This window comes from Cellulomonas sp. URHD0024 (assembly GCF_000426185.1).
GTDB lineage: Bacteria > Actinomycetota > Actinomycetes > Actinomycetales > Cellulomonadaceae > Cellulomonas.
Genome location: NZ_KE384505.1, coordinates 211,429 through 228,573 on the forward strand (window position 1 = coordinate 211,429; position 17,145 = coordinate 228,573).

The following is a 17,145-nucleotide window of genomic DNA, read 5'->3' on the forward strand; positions in this document are numbered from 1 at the left end:
CGTTGTGAAGAGTGTCAAAGGTGTCTTCGATGACACGGACCGGATGAGGGTTGTCCATCGCGGCCCGCCGTCATCTTGCCACACCCGCGCGACACGTCCACAGGCCCACGTGAGCAGCGTCACACGATCGGGGCCGTTCACCCGAGTGCGACACCGGACCCGTCCTGGAACGTCACGACGAGCCGCCCGCCGTGCTCCTGGGCGTCGGCGAGGCTGCCGACGTCGGCGTGGAGCATCGACCGGAGGTCGGAGGTGGCGTCGGCGCGGCCGTCGCCGAGGTCCAGCGAGCGCAGCCGGAGGTCGTCCGTGAGGACCACGACGTGCAGGGGATCGGCGCCCAGGTAGACGGGCGTCGCGTCGAGCCGGACCCGCCAGCGCTCGTCCCCCGTCCGGGCGTCGCGAGAGACGACGGACGACGGTCCCGCGGCGATGACGGCGCCGTCCAGCACGAGCACCTCCCCGGCACGGCCGTCCGCCCGCCACAGCTCCTCGCCGGTACGGGCGTCGTCGGCGGCGACGCCCGTTGCCGTGCGGAGCAGGACGACGCCGGCCGCGCTGCCGTCGTCGACCGCCGGTACGACCTGCGGGCCGTCCACGGGCACGTGCTTCCCGCGCCGGGTGACCAGGACGCCCGCGGGCAGCGTGCTGCTCTGGAACGGCGCCCAGACGAGGGTCCCGGACCGGCCGAGCTCGAGCGAGCCGCCGGTCCCCACCGACAGCGACCGCCGCGACGCACCGTCGGGCGACCACACCCATGCGTGCCCGTCGTCGTGGAGTAGGACCCGCGCCGGGTCGCTGGTCAGGGTCGCCGCCGTGTCGGTCGTGTCGACGCCGACCTGCAGCGGACCGGCTCCCTTCAGGGTCGGGGTGTGGTCCTGCCAGGCGGGCGCGCCGGTCTGCGGATCGGTCGCGCGGACGTCCCAGTGCCTGTGGGTCTCGTCGTCGGCGACGGGCTCCGCGATCACGAGGTGGCCGTCGCTCACCGCCCACAGCGAGCCGGCGGGCAGGATCTGGTGGGCGAGGACCGTGCCGTCCGTCGGGTCCAGGGCCATGAGCGGCGTTCCGACGGACAGCAGCTCCGGGCCGGACACGTCCGCGCCGCACACGGCAACCGCGTCCGGGGGCCCCGACGCGCTCGCGCACCGGACCAGGACGGACGGGAAGGTCCCTCGGGCCTCGGGGAGCAGGGCGTCGTCGAAGGGGAACGGGGTGGACCACCGCAGGGCGCCGGTGTCCGGGTCGGTCCCGCGCAGCTCGACGTAGCCCGTCCGGGCCCGCGTACCGATCGTCCACCGGCCCGCGGTGTCGTCGGCGACGAGGGCGACGGACTCGGCGGGCGTGAAGTGCCACAGGGGGACGACGTGCCCCGGCAGGGGCTGCAGGACGCCGGGGACGTCGGCCAGGTACGCGAGCCGATCGCGCTCGCGGGCGTCGACCATCGTCTGCGCACCGACGAGGGCGATCACTGCGAGCACCGCGGCGACGACCAGCCACGCTGCTCGCCGCCGGATCCAGTCCCGTGGTGCAGCCGTGACGTCCGCGACCTCGGGCGGTCCGGCCTCGTCCATCGCGAGGACCTGGCGGTGCCCGCTGGTGCGCAAGCCGTCGGTCGGGCTCATCGAGCGACCGTCATCCCAGGACGGCGACCGCGCCGTCGCTCATCCACACGAACAGTCGCGGGTCGCGCCCGCTCGACTGGAAGCTCTGCGCGAGCCGCGTCGGGCTACCCCCCGTCACGGCCTCGGTCAGGTCCTTGGACCATGCGAGCCGACCGTCGGTCAGGGCGTACGCCTCCAGCGAGATCTTCTTCCCCGGCACGAGCAGGTACCGGCCGTCGGTGGAGAGCTGGCGGGGCTGGTGATCGAGCGTGGTGGTCCAGTGCACCTTCCCCGACCGGGCGTCGACGGCGCTGAGCTCGTCGAACGAGGCGAGGTAGACGACGCCGTCGAGCAGCAGTGCGGCCGTGAGGGCGTCGGGCCGGTCCCAGAGCACGTCACCGGTCCCTGCGTCCCGGCCGGTGATGCCGATCCTCCCGGCGGGGCCGTCGCCGACCGTGAGAACCACGTCGGGGGCGGAACCGTCGTCCACGGACAGCCACGCGGCGGTCTGGGCCATCGACACCTCGGCCCCGTCGGCCAGCAGGAGCTTCCCCGTGTAGGCCGCACCCGACGAGAGCGAGCTCAGCACGTAGGCGCCCGCACGCGCACCCTGGATCCACGAGCCAGGATCGAGCGGCTGGTCCCGCAGGAGCGTGCCGTCGCCGTCGAGGATCCACGCGTTGCCGTCGACGCTCAGCACGACCTGGTCGCCGAACGTCTCCATGTTCGCGCCGCCCGAGGCGCTCGCGGCCTCCGGCCCGTCCTCGCGGCCCTGCACGTCGACCGTGGGCGTGGTGTACGTCCACAGCCGCGTCCCGTCGAGGGGGTCCGTCGCTGTCACGTTCCAGCGCACCGACCCGGCGTCCGTGCGGGCAGGGCCTCCGGTGTCGTCGACTCGTGAGGCCACGAGGATCGCCTCCGGTGCGAAGGCCACGTCGGACGTCCCGGCGACCCGGCGTTCGGACAGCACGTGCCCGTCCGACGGATCGAGCACCCAGATCGTCGAGTCGGGCAGCCCGACGATGTTCTGGCCGTACTGCACCGACGCGCACCCGGCGAGCGGTCGGCCGACGTGCTGGACCGCCTTGCAGCTGATCCACGCGCTCGGTATGACGCCGTCCGGCTGCGGGTGCAGCCGCGGCAGCGTCACGGGTGTGGCCCACCTCGTCGCGCCGGTGTCGGGGTCGAGCGCGACCACGCGCACCAGCCCGGCATCGTCCGCGGCGCCGCCCACCATGAGCCCGTCGACCATGGCCCCGCCCTGCATCACGGTGCCGAGCTCGGGAGGTGCCCGCCAGATCACGCCGATGTCGGAGCTGGCCGGCGGGACGACCCCGGGGACCTCGGCCAGTGCCGCGATGCGGTTCCGCTCCCGGGCGTCGAGGACGGACTGCGTGCCGACGAGCCCGAGAACCGCCAGCACGAGCGCTGGCACGAGCCAGAGGGCGTGCCGACGAGGCCACGACCGCGCCGCCGGCGCGGCGCTCGGCGCTCCCCGAGCGGGCGCCGCTGGGACGTGGACGTCGACGTCGTCGACGAGCTCGACCTCGCGCATCCGGCCGGTCATGGGGCGGACGGTACGCCTCGGTCCTGTCAGCGGCCAGCGGCCGGGGCGCTCATCCGAGGACGGCCACCCCACCGTCGTCCATCCACACGTAGAGCCGTGGGACGTGCCACGACCACTGGAAGCCCTCGACGTAGATCGGGTCGCGGTCACCGGCCGCCTCGGCCAGCAGGTCCTTGGACCAGGCGAACCGACCGTTCGACAACGCGTAGGCGCGCAGCGAGACGCCCAGCCCGGGCACGAGCAGGTAGCGCCCGTCGGTGTCGAGCTGCTGCGGCTGGAAGTCGACGCGGGTCGACCACCGGATGCGTCCGGTGGTCGCGTCGACGGCTTGGATGGCCTTGTCGGTCGACAGGTACAGCACGCCGTCGAGCAGGATCCCCGCCGTCACGTTCTGGTCGCGGTGCCACAGTCGCTTGCCGGTCGAGGCCTCGCGTCCGGTGAGCCCGACCGGCCCGGCGGCTCCGTCGGAGACGGTGAACAGCATGCCCGGGGCCGAGCCGTCGTCTATCGCGAGCCAGGCCGCCGTCTCGTCGATCCGGAGCGACGAGCCGTCGGCCAGCCGGAGCGTCCCTGGGGGAGCCTCTGCCGAGGAGTAGGTGCTGTCGAGGTACACACCGGATCGCACGCCCTGGATCCAGGCGCCCGGGCCGAGGGGGATGTCGCGCACGACGTGCCCGTCGTCGCGCAGGATCCACGCGTGCAGGTCGACGGCGAGCAGGAGCTCGTCCTCGAACGTCTGCAGCGACGCCGTGCCCGTCGCGCTGGCGGCGTTCGGGTAGTCCTCGCGACTGAGCACGTCGACCACGGGGCTCGTGGTGGTCCACCGGGCCGCACCCGAGACCAGGTCGGTCGCGGTGGTGCGCCAGCGGACCGTCTCGGCATCCGCAGGGGGAGGCCCGTCGCCGTCGGGGGCGATCCGGGTGGCGACGACCGCGGCGCCGTCCGCGAACGCGACGCCCGCTCCGCCCGGGACCACCGCGTGCCACACGATCGAGCCGTCTGCGGGGTCGACGGCCCACACGCCCGACTCCGGGAGGCCGACGATGTCGTCGCCGTACTGCTGGGACACGCACCCCACCAGCGACCGGTCGCCGTGCTCGACCGGGACGCAGCCCACCCCCGAGGTCGGCCGGCCGCCGTCTGGGGTCACGTGCGCCGCGGGCACCTGGACGGGCGTGGTCCAGCGCACCTCGCCGGTGTCGATGCTCAGCGCGACCAGGTCGATGCCGTGGTCGGAGGAGGCCTTGCCACCGATCAGCAGCCCGTCGACCGAGGTTCCGCCCTGCATGACCGTCGCCAGGTCGGGGTCGGCGCGCCAGATCACCCCGATGTCGGGACCCGTCGGCCGGACCACGCCGGGGATCGCCGCCAGCGCCTCGAGACGCGACTGCTCGCGCGCGTCGGCGACGAGCTGCGTGCCGACGAGGGCCAGCAGGGCGACGACCACGGACGGCACGAGCCACCGCGCGTGGCGCCGGGCCCACGAGCGTCCGGCTGGGACGGCGCCGCCCGCCTCCGGGCCCGCGGGCAGCGTTGCGCTCTCGTCGACAGCCTCAACGAGCTCGACCTCACGCATCCGGTCGGCCATGAGGCGGACGGTACCCCTCGGTACGTGCCGGAGCCAGCGGGTCCCTCTCGTGCGCGTCGGGGCGGACGTCCCCGCCCCGTCGCCAGCGGGTCCTCTAGTGCGGGTCGGCGAGCGCCACGAGCGCCGCGACCAGCTCCTGCGGCGATCCGACGCGGTAGCGGGCGGCGGTCGGGCCGTCGCCCACCTTCACCGTGACGTCGTCGGGGCCGAGCGCCTCGAACGCGTGCTCGTCGGTGACGTCGTCGCCGGCGTACAGGACGACGCTCGCGCCGAGCTCGTCACGCAGCGCGACAAGAGCCTCGCCCTTGCTGGCGCGCAGCACGGAGATCTCGACGACGTCCTTGCCGTGCAGGACCCCGGAGCCCAGCTGCTCGCCGAGCGCGATCGCCTCGTCCTCGGCCGGCCGCGCCACCTCGTCCTCGGCCAGGCGCGTGTGCACGACGACCGCCGTCGGCTTGGTCTCGACCCAGACGCCGTCGCGGCCGCGTGCGATCCGCAGGGCCTGGGCGCCGAGGCTCGCGAGCCGGTCGGCCTGCTCGTCGGAGAGCTGGACGACGTCGCGGTCGAGCCCGAACGTGGTGACCCGAGCCCGCTCCGCGCCGTGGCTGCCGATGAGGAACGTGCCCGCGGGCACCTCGGCAAGGGTGTGCAGGTCGTTCATGGACCGCCCGGAGACCAGCGCGAGGGACACGCCGTCGGTCGCGGCCAGCCGGGCCAGCGCGGTGACGCCGTCGGGAAGGATCCGCGACGTCTGGGGGTCGTCCTGCAGCGGTGCCAGGGTGCCGTCGAAGTCGAGGGCGACGAGGACCGGCCGGCGGGTCGCAAAGGTCGCGAGGGCGTCGTCGAGGGTGGTCATGAGGGGCCTCCGATCGGCACCGCGTTCAACGCGGCGAGAAACTCCTGCGACCACGCGACGACGTCGTGCCCGAGCACCCGGCGGCGCAGGCTGCGCATCCGTTTGCGCGAGTCGCGCGCGTCCATGTGCACGGCGTAGGTGATGGCGTCCTTCATCCCGTCGATGTCGTGCGGGTTGACCAGCACGGCACCGTTCAGCTCGTCGGCGGCGCCGGTGAACTCCGAGAGCACGAGGGCGCCGCGGTCGTCGGAGCGGGCCGCCACGTACTCCTTGGCCACGAGGTTCATGCCGTCGCGCAGGGCGGTGACGAGCATGACGTCGGCCGCGAGGTAGAGCGCGGCCATCTCCTCCATCGGGAACGACTGGTGCAGGTACTGCACGGGCGCGTGGCCCACCTGCCCGTAGTCGCCGTTGATCCGTCCGACGAGCTGCTCGACGTCGTCGCGCAGCTGCTGGTAGGCCCCCACGTTCTCGCGGCTCGGGCTGGCCACCTGCACCAGCGTGGTGCTCTGCGGCGACAGCCGCTCGTCGGCGAGCAGCTCGCCGTAGGCCTTGATCCGGTGCCGGATCCCCTTGGTGTAGTCGAGCCGGTCCACACCCAGCAGCAGGAACTCCGGGTCACCGAGCTCCCGACGGATCTGCAGGGCGCGCTCCCTGACGTCGGCGGTCCGGGCCAGGTCGTCGAACGCGTGGGAGTCGATCGAGATGGGGAACGCGGCGGCACGCACGTGCCGGTCCACGCGTCCGTCCTGGTCGTCGATCGTGATCACCTGACCGCGCGTGGTCAGGTCCGTGAACCGGCGGACCACGCGCACGAAGTTCGCGGCGTCGCCGCCGCGCTGGAAGCCGATCAGGTCGGCGCCGAGCAGACCCTCGACCACCTGCTTGCGCCACGGCAGCTGCGCGAAGATCTCGAGGGCCGGGAACGGGATGTGGTGGAAGTAGCCGATCCGCAGGTCCGGGCGCAGCTCGCGCAGCATCCGCGGCACCAGCTGCAGCTGGTAGTCGTGGACCCAGACGGTGGCGCCGTGGGCAGCCTGGTCGGCGGCTGCGTGCGCGAACCGCCGGTTGACGCGCTGGTAGACGTCCCACCACTGCCGGTGGAACCGCGGCGCTGCGATGACGTCGTGGTACAGAGGCCAGATGGTGTCGTTGGAGAACCCCTCGTAGAACTGCTCGACGTCGCCCTCGCTGAGCACCACGGGGATCAGCTCGGTTCCGTCGACGTCGAACGGGTCCAGCTCGAGGTCGGGGGCGCCGCCCCAGCCGACCCAGGCGCCCGTCGTGCCGGCCATCACCGGTGCGAGGGCGGTCACGAGCCCTCCCGGCGAGCGGGTCCACGTGGGCTTGCCGTCCTCGTCGAGGGACACGTCCACCGGCAGCCGGTTGGCGACGACGACGAAGTCATAGCCGGGCACGTCGGAAGGCACCTGATCAACTCCTCGGATTTCGGTCGACCCTATCGGTGCAGATCGGTTGCGCGCCCCGTCACGGGTGCGCGTCCCGGAGCGGACGGGCTCGGCCTGCCAGGACGGCCGCCGAACGGCCGCGCGCCGCCATGCCCTGGACGGGCCCTCGCCGTACCGTGCACGGATGGAACGGATCGGACTGGCACCGGGGTCGGAGATCGGCGGATACACCGTCGTCTCGCCGCTGGGTGAAGGCGGCATGGGGACGGTGTACCGGGCGGTCGACGGCGGTGGCGACGCGGTGGCTCTGAAGCTGCTGCACACGCAGATCGGCACAGACGCGGCGGCCAGGGCGCGGCTTCGTCGTGAGGTCAGTGCGCTGCAGAGGCTGCGCCACCCGGGCGTCGCGGCGATCCTCGACGCCGAGGCCGACTCGACCGAAGCGTTCCTGGTCACGGAGCTCATCCAGGGCGAGAACCTCGAGGAGCACGTCCACCAGCGCGGCCCGCTGGACGCCGCGGACCTGCTGGACCTCGCGGAAGGGCTGCGGGACACGCTCGAGGCCGTCCACGGTGCCGGCGTCATCCACCGCGACCTCAAGCCGTCGAACGTGCTCGTCACCGACGACGGCCCGGTGCTCATCGACTTCGGCATCGCCCAGGCGGCCGACGACACGAAGATGACGTCGACCGGTCTGGTCCTCGGCACCCCCGGCTACCTCGCGCCCGAGCTGATCGACGGCGGCGAACCGAGCGCCGGGACCGACTTCTGGGGATGGGCGGCTGTGCTCGCGTTCGCGGCCACGGGCCGCCCGCCGTTCGGCTCGCGCCCCCTCGAGGCCGTCCTCGCCCGCGCACACACGGGCGACGTCGACCTGGACGGTGTCGGACCGCTGACCGCTGCCGCGCTCCGCAGGGCCCTGGCCCCGGCTGCGCAGGATCGCACCAGTCCGGACGACGTCGTCGCCGCGCTGACCCTCGTCGTCGCGGAGGGCGAGCCGGTGGACGACGATCTCGACGACCGTCCCGATGGCCGTCGCGAAGGCGTCGACGACGAGGCGACGACCGAGTTCGGCCCGCAGGACGTCGTCGGGACCACCGCGCTGGGTGTCGAGCCCGCCACCGTCGCTGTCTCGGCCGGTGCCGTGGCGGCCGGCGGCTCCGTCGTCTCCACGGCCCCGCCCGTGAACGACGGGCAGACCCGCGCGTTCGTCCCGCTGGCTGCGGCCGGCCCGGCGCAGGACCCTGCCGACGAGTCCGAGGGCGACGAGCCCGACGAGCTCGACCCGGACGGCGTCGACTGGATCGAGGACGACCTCGACGCGTCCGAGGGTGACGGGCCGGAAGGCTCGGGATACGTGCGCCCGCCGGCCCTGCGCCGCTGGGGCACGCTGCTCGCGTTCGCCGTGCTGGTCGGGTCGGCCGGTGCGATCTACCCCGGCATCACCCTGATCGCGTTCCTCGTGCTCGTCATCGCGATCCGCACGATCGGGGCGGCCGTCGAGTCGATGCACGCGCACCGTGAGCGCGTCGGCGTCCGGCGTTCGGACCACGCGCGGACCGTGGCGACCGGTCCGTGGTACCTCCTGCGCTCGCTGCTCGGACTCCTGCCGTCGCTCGTGGTCGCGGGCAGCGTCGTCGTGATCCTGCTGGGCATCTCGTGGTGGCTCATCGGTGAGGGGCGCTGGACCATCGGCGGGTCGCCGGCCGGCCAGGAGCCGCAGGGCGTCACGGCGTCGCTGCTGGTGGCGGCCATCCTCATGATCGGCGTGTGCATCATCTGGTGGGGTCCGCTGTCACGCATGACGCGGTTGGGTGCGCGCCGGGTCCTCGCGGTCGTGGCTCCGGGGCGCAAGGGTGCGTTGATCGCGGTCGCCGTCCTGCTCGGTGTGTCAGCGATCTTCGTCACACTCATCCTCACCGGAACCGACATCACCTGGGCCCCGCTGCCCGAGCCGACGCTGCCCCCCGCCTCGTCATAGTCGGCATTTCGGGCAGCCGGACGCCCGCGGGTCCACGCGACGTCGCCGTCCGACGAAGTCTCGCCATGCGGAACCGGCCTGGCGCGTCGCCCTCGGCACCCCCTTGGGTGGGGCCGTGAGCGAGGGTCCGGTGGACGGGAGCACGGGTGGCGCAGCTTGAGCACTGGGGCGACCTCGGCGACGAGATCGCCGAGGGGCGTCGCAGCAACGGCGACGTGGTCCGGTTCGACCACCGCACGGGAACGCTCGGGGTGCACCGCGGTGACGTGATCATCGCGTGGTTCCGACCCGACGAGGGTTTCGAGCTCTACCTGCGCGAGGTGGCCAAGTGATCACGCCGCCCAGCCCGTTCGACGCCGCGTTCACGGCGTTCGTCCGTGGCCGCGGGCTGTGGCGCGACGACACCGCCGGCGCGGTGCTCGAGCGCTGGTCCAGCTTCGTCGCGGAGTGCGAGCAGGGGTACCGCGGCGACGAGTTCGCCTACGCCAACGAGGTGATGTCCCGCACCACGCTCGAGGCCGCGATGCGGGAGCCGTCGCTGGCCCGGTTCCCCGAGATGGGCGTGCTCCGCCGACGGGTGGCGGACGTCGATGCACGGTTCAAGCCGCTGCTCGTCGAGCACGCGTTCCGGGGGATCGACGTCGACGAGTGGTGGCTGCGCGGCATCGTTCGGTACGCCGGGCACCGGCTCGCGCGCGAGTGGAAGCAGTCCTTCGGGTTCGACGTCGAGGTGGTCCGTCACTCGCGTGCCTGACGTTCCTCAGGTGCTACCCCTACGCTGTGCGGCATGACGGCGCGAGGACGGGCGATCGACGCGCTCTCGCGCGCCCGTGGGCCGGCCCTGCCGGCGCTCGCCCTCGGCGGTCTCGTGGTGTTCACGGCGGGGATCGCGCTGCAGGGGCGGGTGCTCCTGCACGGCTGCGTGGGTTCGGGCGGTGCCGTCGGTTCGCTCGGCCTGCACCTCGCCGTGCTGCAGGACGTCGCGGACTGCCCGGAGGGTTCCTACGGCCTCGGCGGCGTCTCGCGGGGGGCCGTCGTGCTGCTCAGCGTCGCGCTCCCGATGCTCGTCGGCTACCTGCTCCTGACGGCGTGCGGCGTCGGCCTCTCCGCGCTGCTCGTGCGGGGCGCGCTGCAGGTGCGCGCGCTCCTGCGGGCGGTCCTGCCTCGGTTGGCGTCCGACGCCTCAGGGAGTCCCGGGGCGCAGGGGTCGCTCGCGGTCGTCGCTCAGGGACTCGCGCCCCGCCCCAGATGGCTGACCGGGAGCATCGCGCGTCGCGGGCCTCCGCTTCTCGCTGCCTGAGCCCCGGACCCCCTTTCGCCCTTCCCCCAGCTACTGGAGTGCACCATGCCCACGAACGAACCACGTCCCACCAAGGCGGTGCGGCGCGACGAGGCCCGCGCCAAGGCCCTGCAGATGCGCAAGGAGCAGGAGCGCAAGGCCAAGCGCAACCGCATCATCGGCGTCGCCATCCTCGTCGCCGCCGTCCTCGGGCTCGGCTTCGTCGTCTGGACGATCGTCAGCCAGCAGCACGAGAACGAGACCGCCAACTCCGAGGTCGTCTACGGCGGCAGCGCCTCCGACGTGATCCCGCCCAAGCTCGCAGACGTCAAGGCCCCGTCGACGGCGGGTGACAACGGCGGCATCCCCGTCAGCAACGGCGGCGCCGACGTCGGCAAGACGGGCGACGGCGACGTGGTGCTCAGCATCTACTTCGACTTCATGTGCCCTGTGTGCGGTGAGTTCGAGAAGATCAACGGCGCCGACCTCGACACGATCCTCGGCGAGGGCGGAACGACGGTCGACTACCACCCGGTCGCGATCCTCGACTACAAGTCGGCCGGCTCCAACTACTCGACGCGTACCGCGAACGCGGCCGCCGTCGTGGCGGACAAGGACCCGAAGCACTTCACCAAGTTCGTCACAGAGCTGTACAAGAACCAGCCCCAAGAGGGCAGCGCCGGTCTGACCGACGAGGAGATCGCCAAGGTCGCGACGGACCTCGGCGTCCCGAAGGACGTCGCCGACACCTTCACCGACACCGTGGACGGCACCTACGAGACGGGCACCGCAGCCGACCCGACGTCCCACGACGGCACGTGGCGCACGTTCGCACCGTGGGTCGCGGCAGCCACGCAGCAGTTCGGGACCGTCGGCCAGGGGACGCCTACCGTGCTGATCGACGGCAAGGTCTTCAAGGACTGGAGCACGCCCGGCGCGCTCCTCGAAGCGGTCAACGCCGCGAAGTCCTGACCCGACGACGAGCGCGGGCGCGTCCCCCTGTCGGGGCGCGCCCGTGCATCTCGTATCCTTGGACCTCGCCCGCCTCCTTAGCTCAGTTGGCCAGAGCACCTGTCTTGTAAACAGGGGGTCATCGGTTCGAATCCGATAGGGGGCTCCACCGTAGGCCCAGGTCGCCGTGAAGCAGAGTGGACCGTTCGCCAGCCAGATCGTGGTCGCGGCCGGTCATTCGACGCGCAGGTCCAGGCCCATCGCCTCGACGATCACGACCGCCTGCTCCAGGGTGATGATGGCCCGGTCGAGGTTCACCGTGGCCGGGTCGATGCCCGACAGCTGGCTGCCCCGCAGGTCGCAGCCCGACAGGTCCGACAGGTGCAGCCACGCGGCGGTCAGGTCGCAGTCGCGCAACGTCCCGCCCGGTGCGCGCAGGCCGGTCAGGTCGGCCTCACGCAGGGTGACACCGGTGAGCGTCGCGGAGTGCAGGTCGGCGCCGGGCAGCCCCACGAACGACCAGTTGCCGCCGTCCACCCTGGTGATGTCGAACGTGCACCCGTCGAACAACGAGCCGACCAGCTTGCAGCGTTCGAACCGCGCGTCGAAGAACGTCGAGCGGGTGAAGGTGCAGTTCACGAACGCCGCGTCGGTATGCACCGAGGCGTTGAACTTCGCGTGCCGGAACATGCACTCCTCGAAGACAGCGCCGACGCCGAACGCCTCGGTGAGGTCCAGGTCCACGAACTCGACGCGGGAGAACCTCGAACCACTCAGATCGCGGGCGTACCAGTCCTCGCCTCGGACCGTGCTGGTGGTCAGGGGTGCGGGTTCGCCGCCCCGGCGTTCGGCCATCCGTCGATCATGGCCCATGCCACCGACGGGCTGCCGACCGAATCGTCGGACCGGACCGCGGGCCTCAGTTCGTCGGACCGGTCTGCTCCAGAAGGCGCAGGGCCGCACTCACCCGAGGGTTCCGCTGCGGGTCGCTGTCGATACCCAGCGTCGCGTACATCCCGTTGACGTGGTTCTGTACGGACTTCTCCGTGATGCCGAGCTTGTCGCCGATGCCGGAGTTCGACAGCCCCGCCGCCAGCAGCCGCAGAACCTCGTACTGCCGGTCGGTCAGGCGAGCCACCGCGGAACCGGCGCGCGGCGTCATGCGCGCCAGGAGAGCCGGGTCGAGGACCGTCTCGCCGACGGCGGCTGCCCTGACAGCCCCGACGAGGACCTCCTCGCTGGTGGAGGAGTTCTTGGACAGGTAGCACCACCCCGCCGCGACGTCGGGGGGCAGGTCCAGCAGAAGGTCCATGGCGTCGTGCGCGGAGAGCAGCAGGATGCCCAGCCCGGGCATGCGACGACGCAGCGTGACGCCCAGCGCGATGCCGTTGCCGTCGGGCAGGTCGATGTCGAGGATCGCGACGTCGACGAGGCCCGGACGGATGGCCCGGGCGGCCTCGGTCGCGGTGCCGACCGCGACGACGGTCTCGAGGCCGAGCGACGAGTCGAGCGTGTGCTCGAGCATCGACCGGAACAACGGCTGGTCCTCGACGACGGCGACGCGGATCGGTTGGTGGCTGGGTGCGCTCATCGGCACCAGTATCGTCGGCAATCGGGTCCGGCGTACGCCCACGCGCCCGTCTCACCCGGACGAAACCGCGGGCAATTCGCGGATAACGGCTGGTGAACGGCCGAAGACGGACGAAGGAGTGGTCGATGACGATGCCGCCGACGGACGCGGCCGCCGCCGTCGCCGCGCGCCTGGACGACCGACGTGACCGGCGCACCCTTCTGCGCGGCACCGCCGGGATCGCCCTCGGCTACGGCATCGGGGCGACGCTGCAGGCCACCTACGTGTACTCCGTCTACGTCACCAACTGGACCGTGGCGCCCGTGAGCACCCGGCTGCTGGCGAACGTCGTCGCGGTCACCGGGCTCGTCGGGTGCCTCGCGCTCATCCGTGCACACCGCGCCCGGACGACCACGTTGATGCTCGGCGCAGTCCTCGTCGCGGCGATGGTCGGGGCGTCGGCGCGGTTCGGGACGCAGATCGTGCTCGGCGTGTACGAGGCCCCCGCCGCCTCGGTCCGGGACGCAGAGCTGTTCAGCGGCTTCCTCATGGGCACGATCTCCGGCCTGATCGGCATGTGGGCGATGGTCTCGCGGCGTGCGATGCGTGAGCAGATCCGGGTTGCCACCCGCGACGCCGTCCATATCGAGGTCGCGGTCAAGGCGCTCGAGCAGGAGGAGATCCGGGTGCGTCGGGCGGTCGCCGAGGGTCTGCACGGCACGCTCCAGTCGAAGCTCGTCCTCGTCGACGCGCGTCTGGCGTCGTTGCTCTCGCGGCACGGCCAGGACGCGCTGGACGACGAGAGCCGGACGAGCGTCGAGTGGATCCGCGCCGAGCTCGACGCGGCCCGCGAGATCGACGTCCGGGAGATGAGTCGTCTGCTGTACCCCGATCGGCTCGAGCTCGGGCTCGTGCCGGCGCTGCGCGCGCTGCTCGGCCGGATCCCTGCGAGCATCGCGACCCAGCTCGTGGTCAGCGACTCCGTGCGGGTCCTGGACGACCCCGCGAGCGGGTCGCTGACGCTCAGCGAGCGCCTGCTGGCTGTGCGGGTGGTCGAGGAGGGCATCACGAACTCCCTGAAGCACGGGCCCGCAGGGTCCGTCAGGGTGGTGCTGGACACGAGCGACGGGCTCCTGCACGTGGGTGTCGAGAACGACGGTGAGCTCTACGACCCGGTGTCCGCCGGCGTGGCCTCGGGTACGGCACGGCTCGACACGCGGTTGTCGCTGGTCGGCGGACGACTGGAGCTGACCCCCGGAAGTGGTAGGGGCGCCCATCTGGACGCATGGCTACCGCTCGGCACGGGCGCGCTCTAGCAATTCCCGAGTGCCTCTTTGTCGCATTCGGTCGAAACGCCCGGGGTGAAAGAAACGGGCATCTCGGGCCCCCCAGGTGCTGCCACCTAGGGCCATCTGAGTGAAGTTGCCGAAGACACCAACGTTCACCGCAGCCGTCCAACGGTCGTCCGTGAGCGGGTGCCGGCAGTAGCCGGCCCCCGGCCGCTTCCTCATCAGGAGATCCCATGAGCACCACGTCCAAGAAGTCCCGCAAGGGCCTTGCGATCGGTCTGGCCATCCTCGGCATCGCGGGCCTGTCGCTCGCCTCTGCGTCGGCCCTGAACCTGGGCGGTACCGCGCAGCTGCAGGCCGGCGTCAAGGACCTCACCGGCTGCCAGCCCGCAGCCACGCCGGTGGTCGTCGGGTTCACGCCTCCGAGCATCCCGGTCGGCGGAAGCGCGTACACGTCGACCACCCTGACGCTGTCGGGCATCGACGCCCTGTGCTCCGCTCCCGTCGCCGCGAAGTACAAGGTCTCGCTGCTGAGCTCGACGAACGCCCTGCTCGGCACCGAGTTCTCGGGCACCCTCGCGGGCACCTCCCTGTCGCTGACGCTGACTGCTGCTCAGACCCCGGACGTGATCTCGCGCGTCGCGGTGACGTTCTACAACTGATCGAACGACCCGCGGACCTGATGTCGTGACCGAGACGGCCCTGCTCGCCGCACCTGACGCCCCGGCCGGGCGTCGGGTGCGGCGCGTTGTCGTCTCGGTCCTGTTCTGGTCCTTCGCGGTCGCGGCGGCGGTGCTGCTGTGGCCCGCGAGCCTCGGCGGGTGCACGCAGGTCATCGTCGTCTCGGGCGAGTCCATGAAGCCGACGTACGACACCGGGGACCTCGTGGTCGCGCGGTGTGGTGAGCCGCGGATCGGCGACGTCGTCGTCTACCGGCCCGACGGGATGCACGGCCACGTCATCCACCGACTGGTCGGTGGTGACGGCGCCGACGGGTGGCAGGTCCAGGGCGACAACAACTCCTGGGTCGACCCGTTCAGGCCGACGAACGCCGACGTGGTCGGCATCGCGCAGTTCCACCTGCCGCGAGTCGGGCTGGTCACCACCGTGCTCGAGTCGCCCCTCGTGTGGGCATCGCTGCTGGTCACCGCCTGTGCGGTGTTCCTCTGGCCGCGCGGCGAGGACGAGGAGACGCCGGGGGCCGACGACACGGAGACCGGCGCGGCCGACGAGACCGAGACCGGCGGGGCCGACGAGACCGGGACGGCCGACGAGCAGGATGACGCCATCGCGGTCGACGACCGGTCCGTGCTCCCGTGAGGGCGCGCGCGACCGCAGGCCGGATCGTGGGGCTGCTCGCCGTCGTCGCCCTGATCGTCGTGTCGCTCGCGGGCGAGTCGGTGGCCAGCGCCTCGAAGCTCACCCTCACCTCCGCGCTCAAGCCGTTCAGCACGAGCCAGAGCCGCTGCACGGGCCAGGCGGTCGCCGTCACGACACCGGTCACCTCGAACGCGACGAACCAGCTGCTCGTCACGAACCTCGACGCGACGAGGTGCACCGGCAAGTCCGTCGTCGTGACCGTGTACGACCCCGCGGAGACCACGTGGACCGCCGCGCAGCAGGCGTCCAGCACGGCGAACCTCACCTCGGCGTCCCAGACCTTCACGTCGACTACGAGCTTCGTCCCCGACGCGACCCTCAAGGCCTACGTGACGATCGACGGCTGGCCGGTCACCGCGACGTTCACCTCGGTGGTCACGCGGCTCGTGCAGCTCACCGACCGCCACGGCAAGTGCCTCGACGTGCGGAACCGGACCTGGACCGTCGGCAACGCCGTGCAGATCTACACGTGCAACAAGACGCCCGCGCAGAAGTGGTCGCTCATGGCCAACGGCACGCTGCGCGCCAACGACTTCTGCGTCCAGGTCCCGAGCGCGACGAACAACGTGGGGCTCGTGATCGCGACGTGCACCACGGCGGCCAACCAGCGCTGGACCATGGACACCACACGCACGGTGAACCCGTACTTCCAGCTCGTCACCGGCCTGGCCTGGACGCCCCCGACCGCCGGCGGCTGCCTCACCGTGCCGGGCGGGACCACGACCGACGCGACTCAGGTGGTCGCCGCGACGTGCACGAACCTGAACCAGAACCAGTACTGGCAGTTCACCGACTGGACCTGGGCCGACGCACCGTAGGCCCCTCGTGGCCCACGGCTCGCCCAGCAGCTCAGTCCAGAGGGCTGAGCTGGGGCCGCTTCGGCACCCGCAGGTCGCCGCTCGAACGCCCGCGCAGCCGCCGGGTCGCCCACGGGTAGACGTGCACGCGCACCCACGCGGCGTCCTGGCGGGCCCGCGTCAGCCGGGGTGTCGGTGGCAGGGGGGTCAGCGGGTCGTCCCACGCCGGGTTGTCGGGGTCGAGCCCGAGGCCGACGAGGGCCGCCTGCGCGACGCGTGCGTGTCCCTCGCCGGTGAGGTGGATCCGGTCCTCGGACCACATGCGCGGGTCGGCCAGCGACCGCATGCCCCACGTGTCCAGCACGTACGCGCCGTGACGTCGGGCCATCGACCAGATCAGCGAGTTGTAGACGCCGACGCGGCTGCGGGTGGTGCTGAACACGGCGCTGCCGAAGGAGTCGTACCCCGTGCCGAGCAGCACGTCGACACCGGCCTCACGCAGCCGCACGACGCGGGCCTCGAGGTTGCGTGCCAACCGGTCGATGTCCGTGCTGGGGCGCAGGATGTCGTTGCCGCCGCCGATCATGCTGACCAGGTCCGGCTTCATCGACAGGGCGACGGGCAGCTGGTCCACGAGGATCGAGCGGAGCTTCTTGCCGCGGATGGCCAGGTTCGCGTACTGGAGCGTCGACTCGCCGGCTGACTTGCGGCGCTCGGACAGGTGCGACGCCAGCAGGTCGGCCCAGCCCCGCTGCGGGGCCTCCACGCCGTCGGGGGCGTCCCAGAGTCCTTCGGTGAACGAGTCTCCGATCGCGACGTAGCGGGACCAACGGGGTACGGGGGAGTGCTCTGTCACGCCCTCAGTCTGCCGCCCGTCCGC

General features: G+C 72.1%; 17 protein-coding genes and 1 tRNA gene. 10 read left to right on the forward strand and 8 right to left on the reverse strand.

The genetic code is table 11. The features are described 5' to 3' along the window. Positions 1-137: 137 nt before the first annotated feature. The 5 genes from I847_RS0117210 to I847_RS0117230 form a co-directional block, all read right to left on the reverse strand. Positions 138-1,619 (reverse strand): PQQ-binding-like beta-propeller repeat protein, encoded by a 1,482-nt coding sequence (locus I847_RS0117210; protein ID WP_028050671.1) that lies wholly within the window; start codon positions 1,617-1,619, stop codon positions 138-140. Between the two features lie 10 nt (positions 1,620-1,629). Further along, entirely contained in the window at positions 1,630-3,165 is a 1,536-nt protein-coding gene (locus I847_RS0117215; protein WP_028050672.1) for a PQQ-binding-like beta-propeller repeat protein, read from the reverse strand. Between the two features lie 49 nt (positions 3,166-3,214). Then, positions 3,215-4,753 (reverse strand): PQQ-binding-like beta-propeller repeat protein, encoded by a 1,539-nt coding sequence (locus I847_RS0117220; RefSeq protein WP_028050673.1) that lies wholly within the window; start codon positions 4,751-4,753, stop codon positions 3,215-3,217. Positions 4,754-4,847: 94 nt separating this feature from the next. Beyond that, a complete protein-coding gene (otsB, locus tag I847_RS0117225) occupies positions 4,848-5,609 on the reverse strand; it encodes a trehalose-phosphatase (protein ID WP_028050674.1) in 762 nt (253 codons plus the stop codon). Continuing rightward, positions 5,606-7,039, reverse strand: a complete 1,434-nt coding sequence (locus I847_RS0117230; protein WP_028050675.1) for a trehalose-6-phosphate synthase — start codon at positions 7,037-7,039, stop codon at positions 5,606-5,608. The genes otsB and I847_RS0117230 overlap by 4 nt, the downstream gene beginning before the upstream one ends. A gap of 163 nt (positions 7,040-7,202) precedes the next feature. Here I847_RS0117230 and I847_RS0117235 point away from each other — a divergent pair, with 163 nt between their 5' ends. The 6 genes from I847_RS0117235 (at position 7,203) to I847_RS0117260 (ending at position 11,398) form a co-directional block, all read left to right on the forward strand. Then, complete coding sequence (locus I847_RS0117235) at positions 7,203-8,999, forward strand: serine/threonine-protein kinase (protein ID WP_028050676.1); 1,797 nt, start codon at positions 7,203-7,205, stop codon at positions 8,997-8,999. Between the two features lie 146 nt (positions 9,000-9,145). Next, positions 9,146-9,331 carry a hypothetical protein gene (locus I847_RS0117240; protein WP_028050677.1) on the forward strand — a complete coding sequence of 62 codons (186 nt, stop codon included), beginning with the start codon at positions 9,146-9,148 and terminating at the stop codon, positions 9,329-9,331. Then, positions 9,328-9,753, forward strand: coding sequence for a hypothetical protein (locus I847_RS0117245; RefSeq protein ID WP_051275024.1), 426 nt, complete (start codon positions 9,328-9,330; stop codon positions 9,751-9,753). Before I847_RS0117240 ends, I847_RS0117245 begins: the two co-directional genes overlap by 4 nt. A 33-nt stretch (positions 9,754-9,786) precedes the next feature. Further along, entirely contained in the window at positions 9,787-10,299 is a 513-nt protein-coding gene (locus I847_RS0117250; protein WP_028050679.1) for a hypothetical protein, read from the forward strand. A gap of 45 nt (positions 10,300-10,344) precedes the next feature. After that, a complete protein-coding gene (locus I847_RS0117255; RefSeq protein WP_028050680.1) occupies positions 10,345-11,250 on the forward strand; it encodes a thioredoxin domain-containing protein in 906 nt (301 codons plus the stop codon). A gap of 71 nt (positions 11,251-11,321) precedes the next feature. Then, a tRNA-Thr gene (locus I847_RS0117260) sits at positions 11,322-11,398 on the forward strand. Positions 11,399-11,463: 65 nt separating this feature from the next. Here the strand turns inward: I847_RS0117260 and I847_RS0117265 are convergent. Together I847_RS0117265 and I847_RS0117270 are read right to left on the reverse strand one after the other, a co-directional pair. Next, complete coding sequence (locus I847_RS0117265; RefSeq protein ID WP_028050681.1) at positions 11,464-12,084, reverse strand: pentapeptide repeat-containing protein; 621 nt, start codon at positions 12,082-12,084, stop codon at positions 11,464-11,466. 64 nt (positions 12,085-12,148) lie between these two features. After that, positions 12,149-12,820 carry a response regulator transcription factor gene (locus tag I847_RS0117270; protein ID WP_034610814.1) on the reverse strand — a complete coding sequence of 224 codons (672 nt, stop codon included), beginning with the start codon at positions 12,818-12,820 and terminating at the stop codon, positions 12,149-12,151. 125 nt (positions 12,821-12,945) lie between these two features. On the opposite strand from I847_RS0117270, the gene I847_RS0117275 reads away from it, so the two are divergent. The 4 genes from I847_RS0117275 (at position 12,946) to I847_RS0117290 (ending at position 16,286) form a co-directional block, all read left to right on the forward strand. Then, positions 12,946-14,115: a sensor histidine kinase gene (locus I847_RS0117275; RefSeq protein WP_155856206.1), complete on the forward strand. Its 1,170-nt coding sequence runs from the start codon at positions 12,946-12,948 to the stop codon at positions 14,113-14,115. Positions 14,116-14,321: 206 nt separating this feature from the next. After that, positions 14,322-14,750: a hypothetical protein gene (locus I847_RS0117280; protein ID WP_028050684.1), complete on the forward strand. Its 429-nt coding sequence runs from the start codon at positions 14,322-14,324 to the stop codon at positions 14,748-14,750. Between the two features lie 25 nt (positions 14,751-14,775). Then, entirely contained in the window at positions 14,776-15,408 is a 633-nt protein-coding gene (locus I847_RS0117285) for a signal peptidase I (RefSeq protein ID WP_028050685.1), read from the forward strand. Further along, positions 15,405-16,286, forward strand: a complete 882-nt coding sequence (locus I847_RS0117290) for an RICIN domain-containing protein (protein ID WP_028050686.1) — start codon at positions 15,405-15,407, stop codon at positions 16,284-16,286. The genes I847_RS0117285 and I847_RS0117290 overlap by 4 nt, the downstream gene beginning before the upstream one ends. Positions 16,287-16,317: 31 nt before the next feature. On the opposite strand, the gene I847_RS0117295 is transcribed toward I847_RS0117290, so the two are convergent. Further along, positions 16,318-17,121 (reverse strand): SGNH/GDSL hydrolase family protein, encoded by an 804-nt coding sequence (locus I847_RS0117295; protein ID WP_028050687.1) that lies wholly within the window; start codon positions 17,119-17,121, stop codon positions 16,318-16,320. Positions 17,122-17,145: the final 24 nt, after the last annotated feature.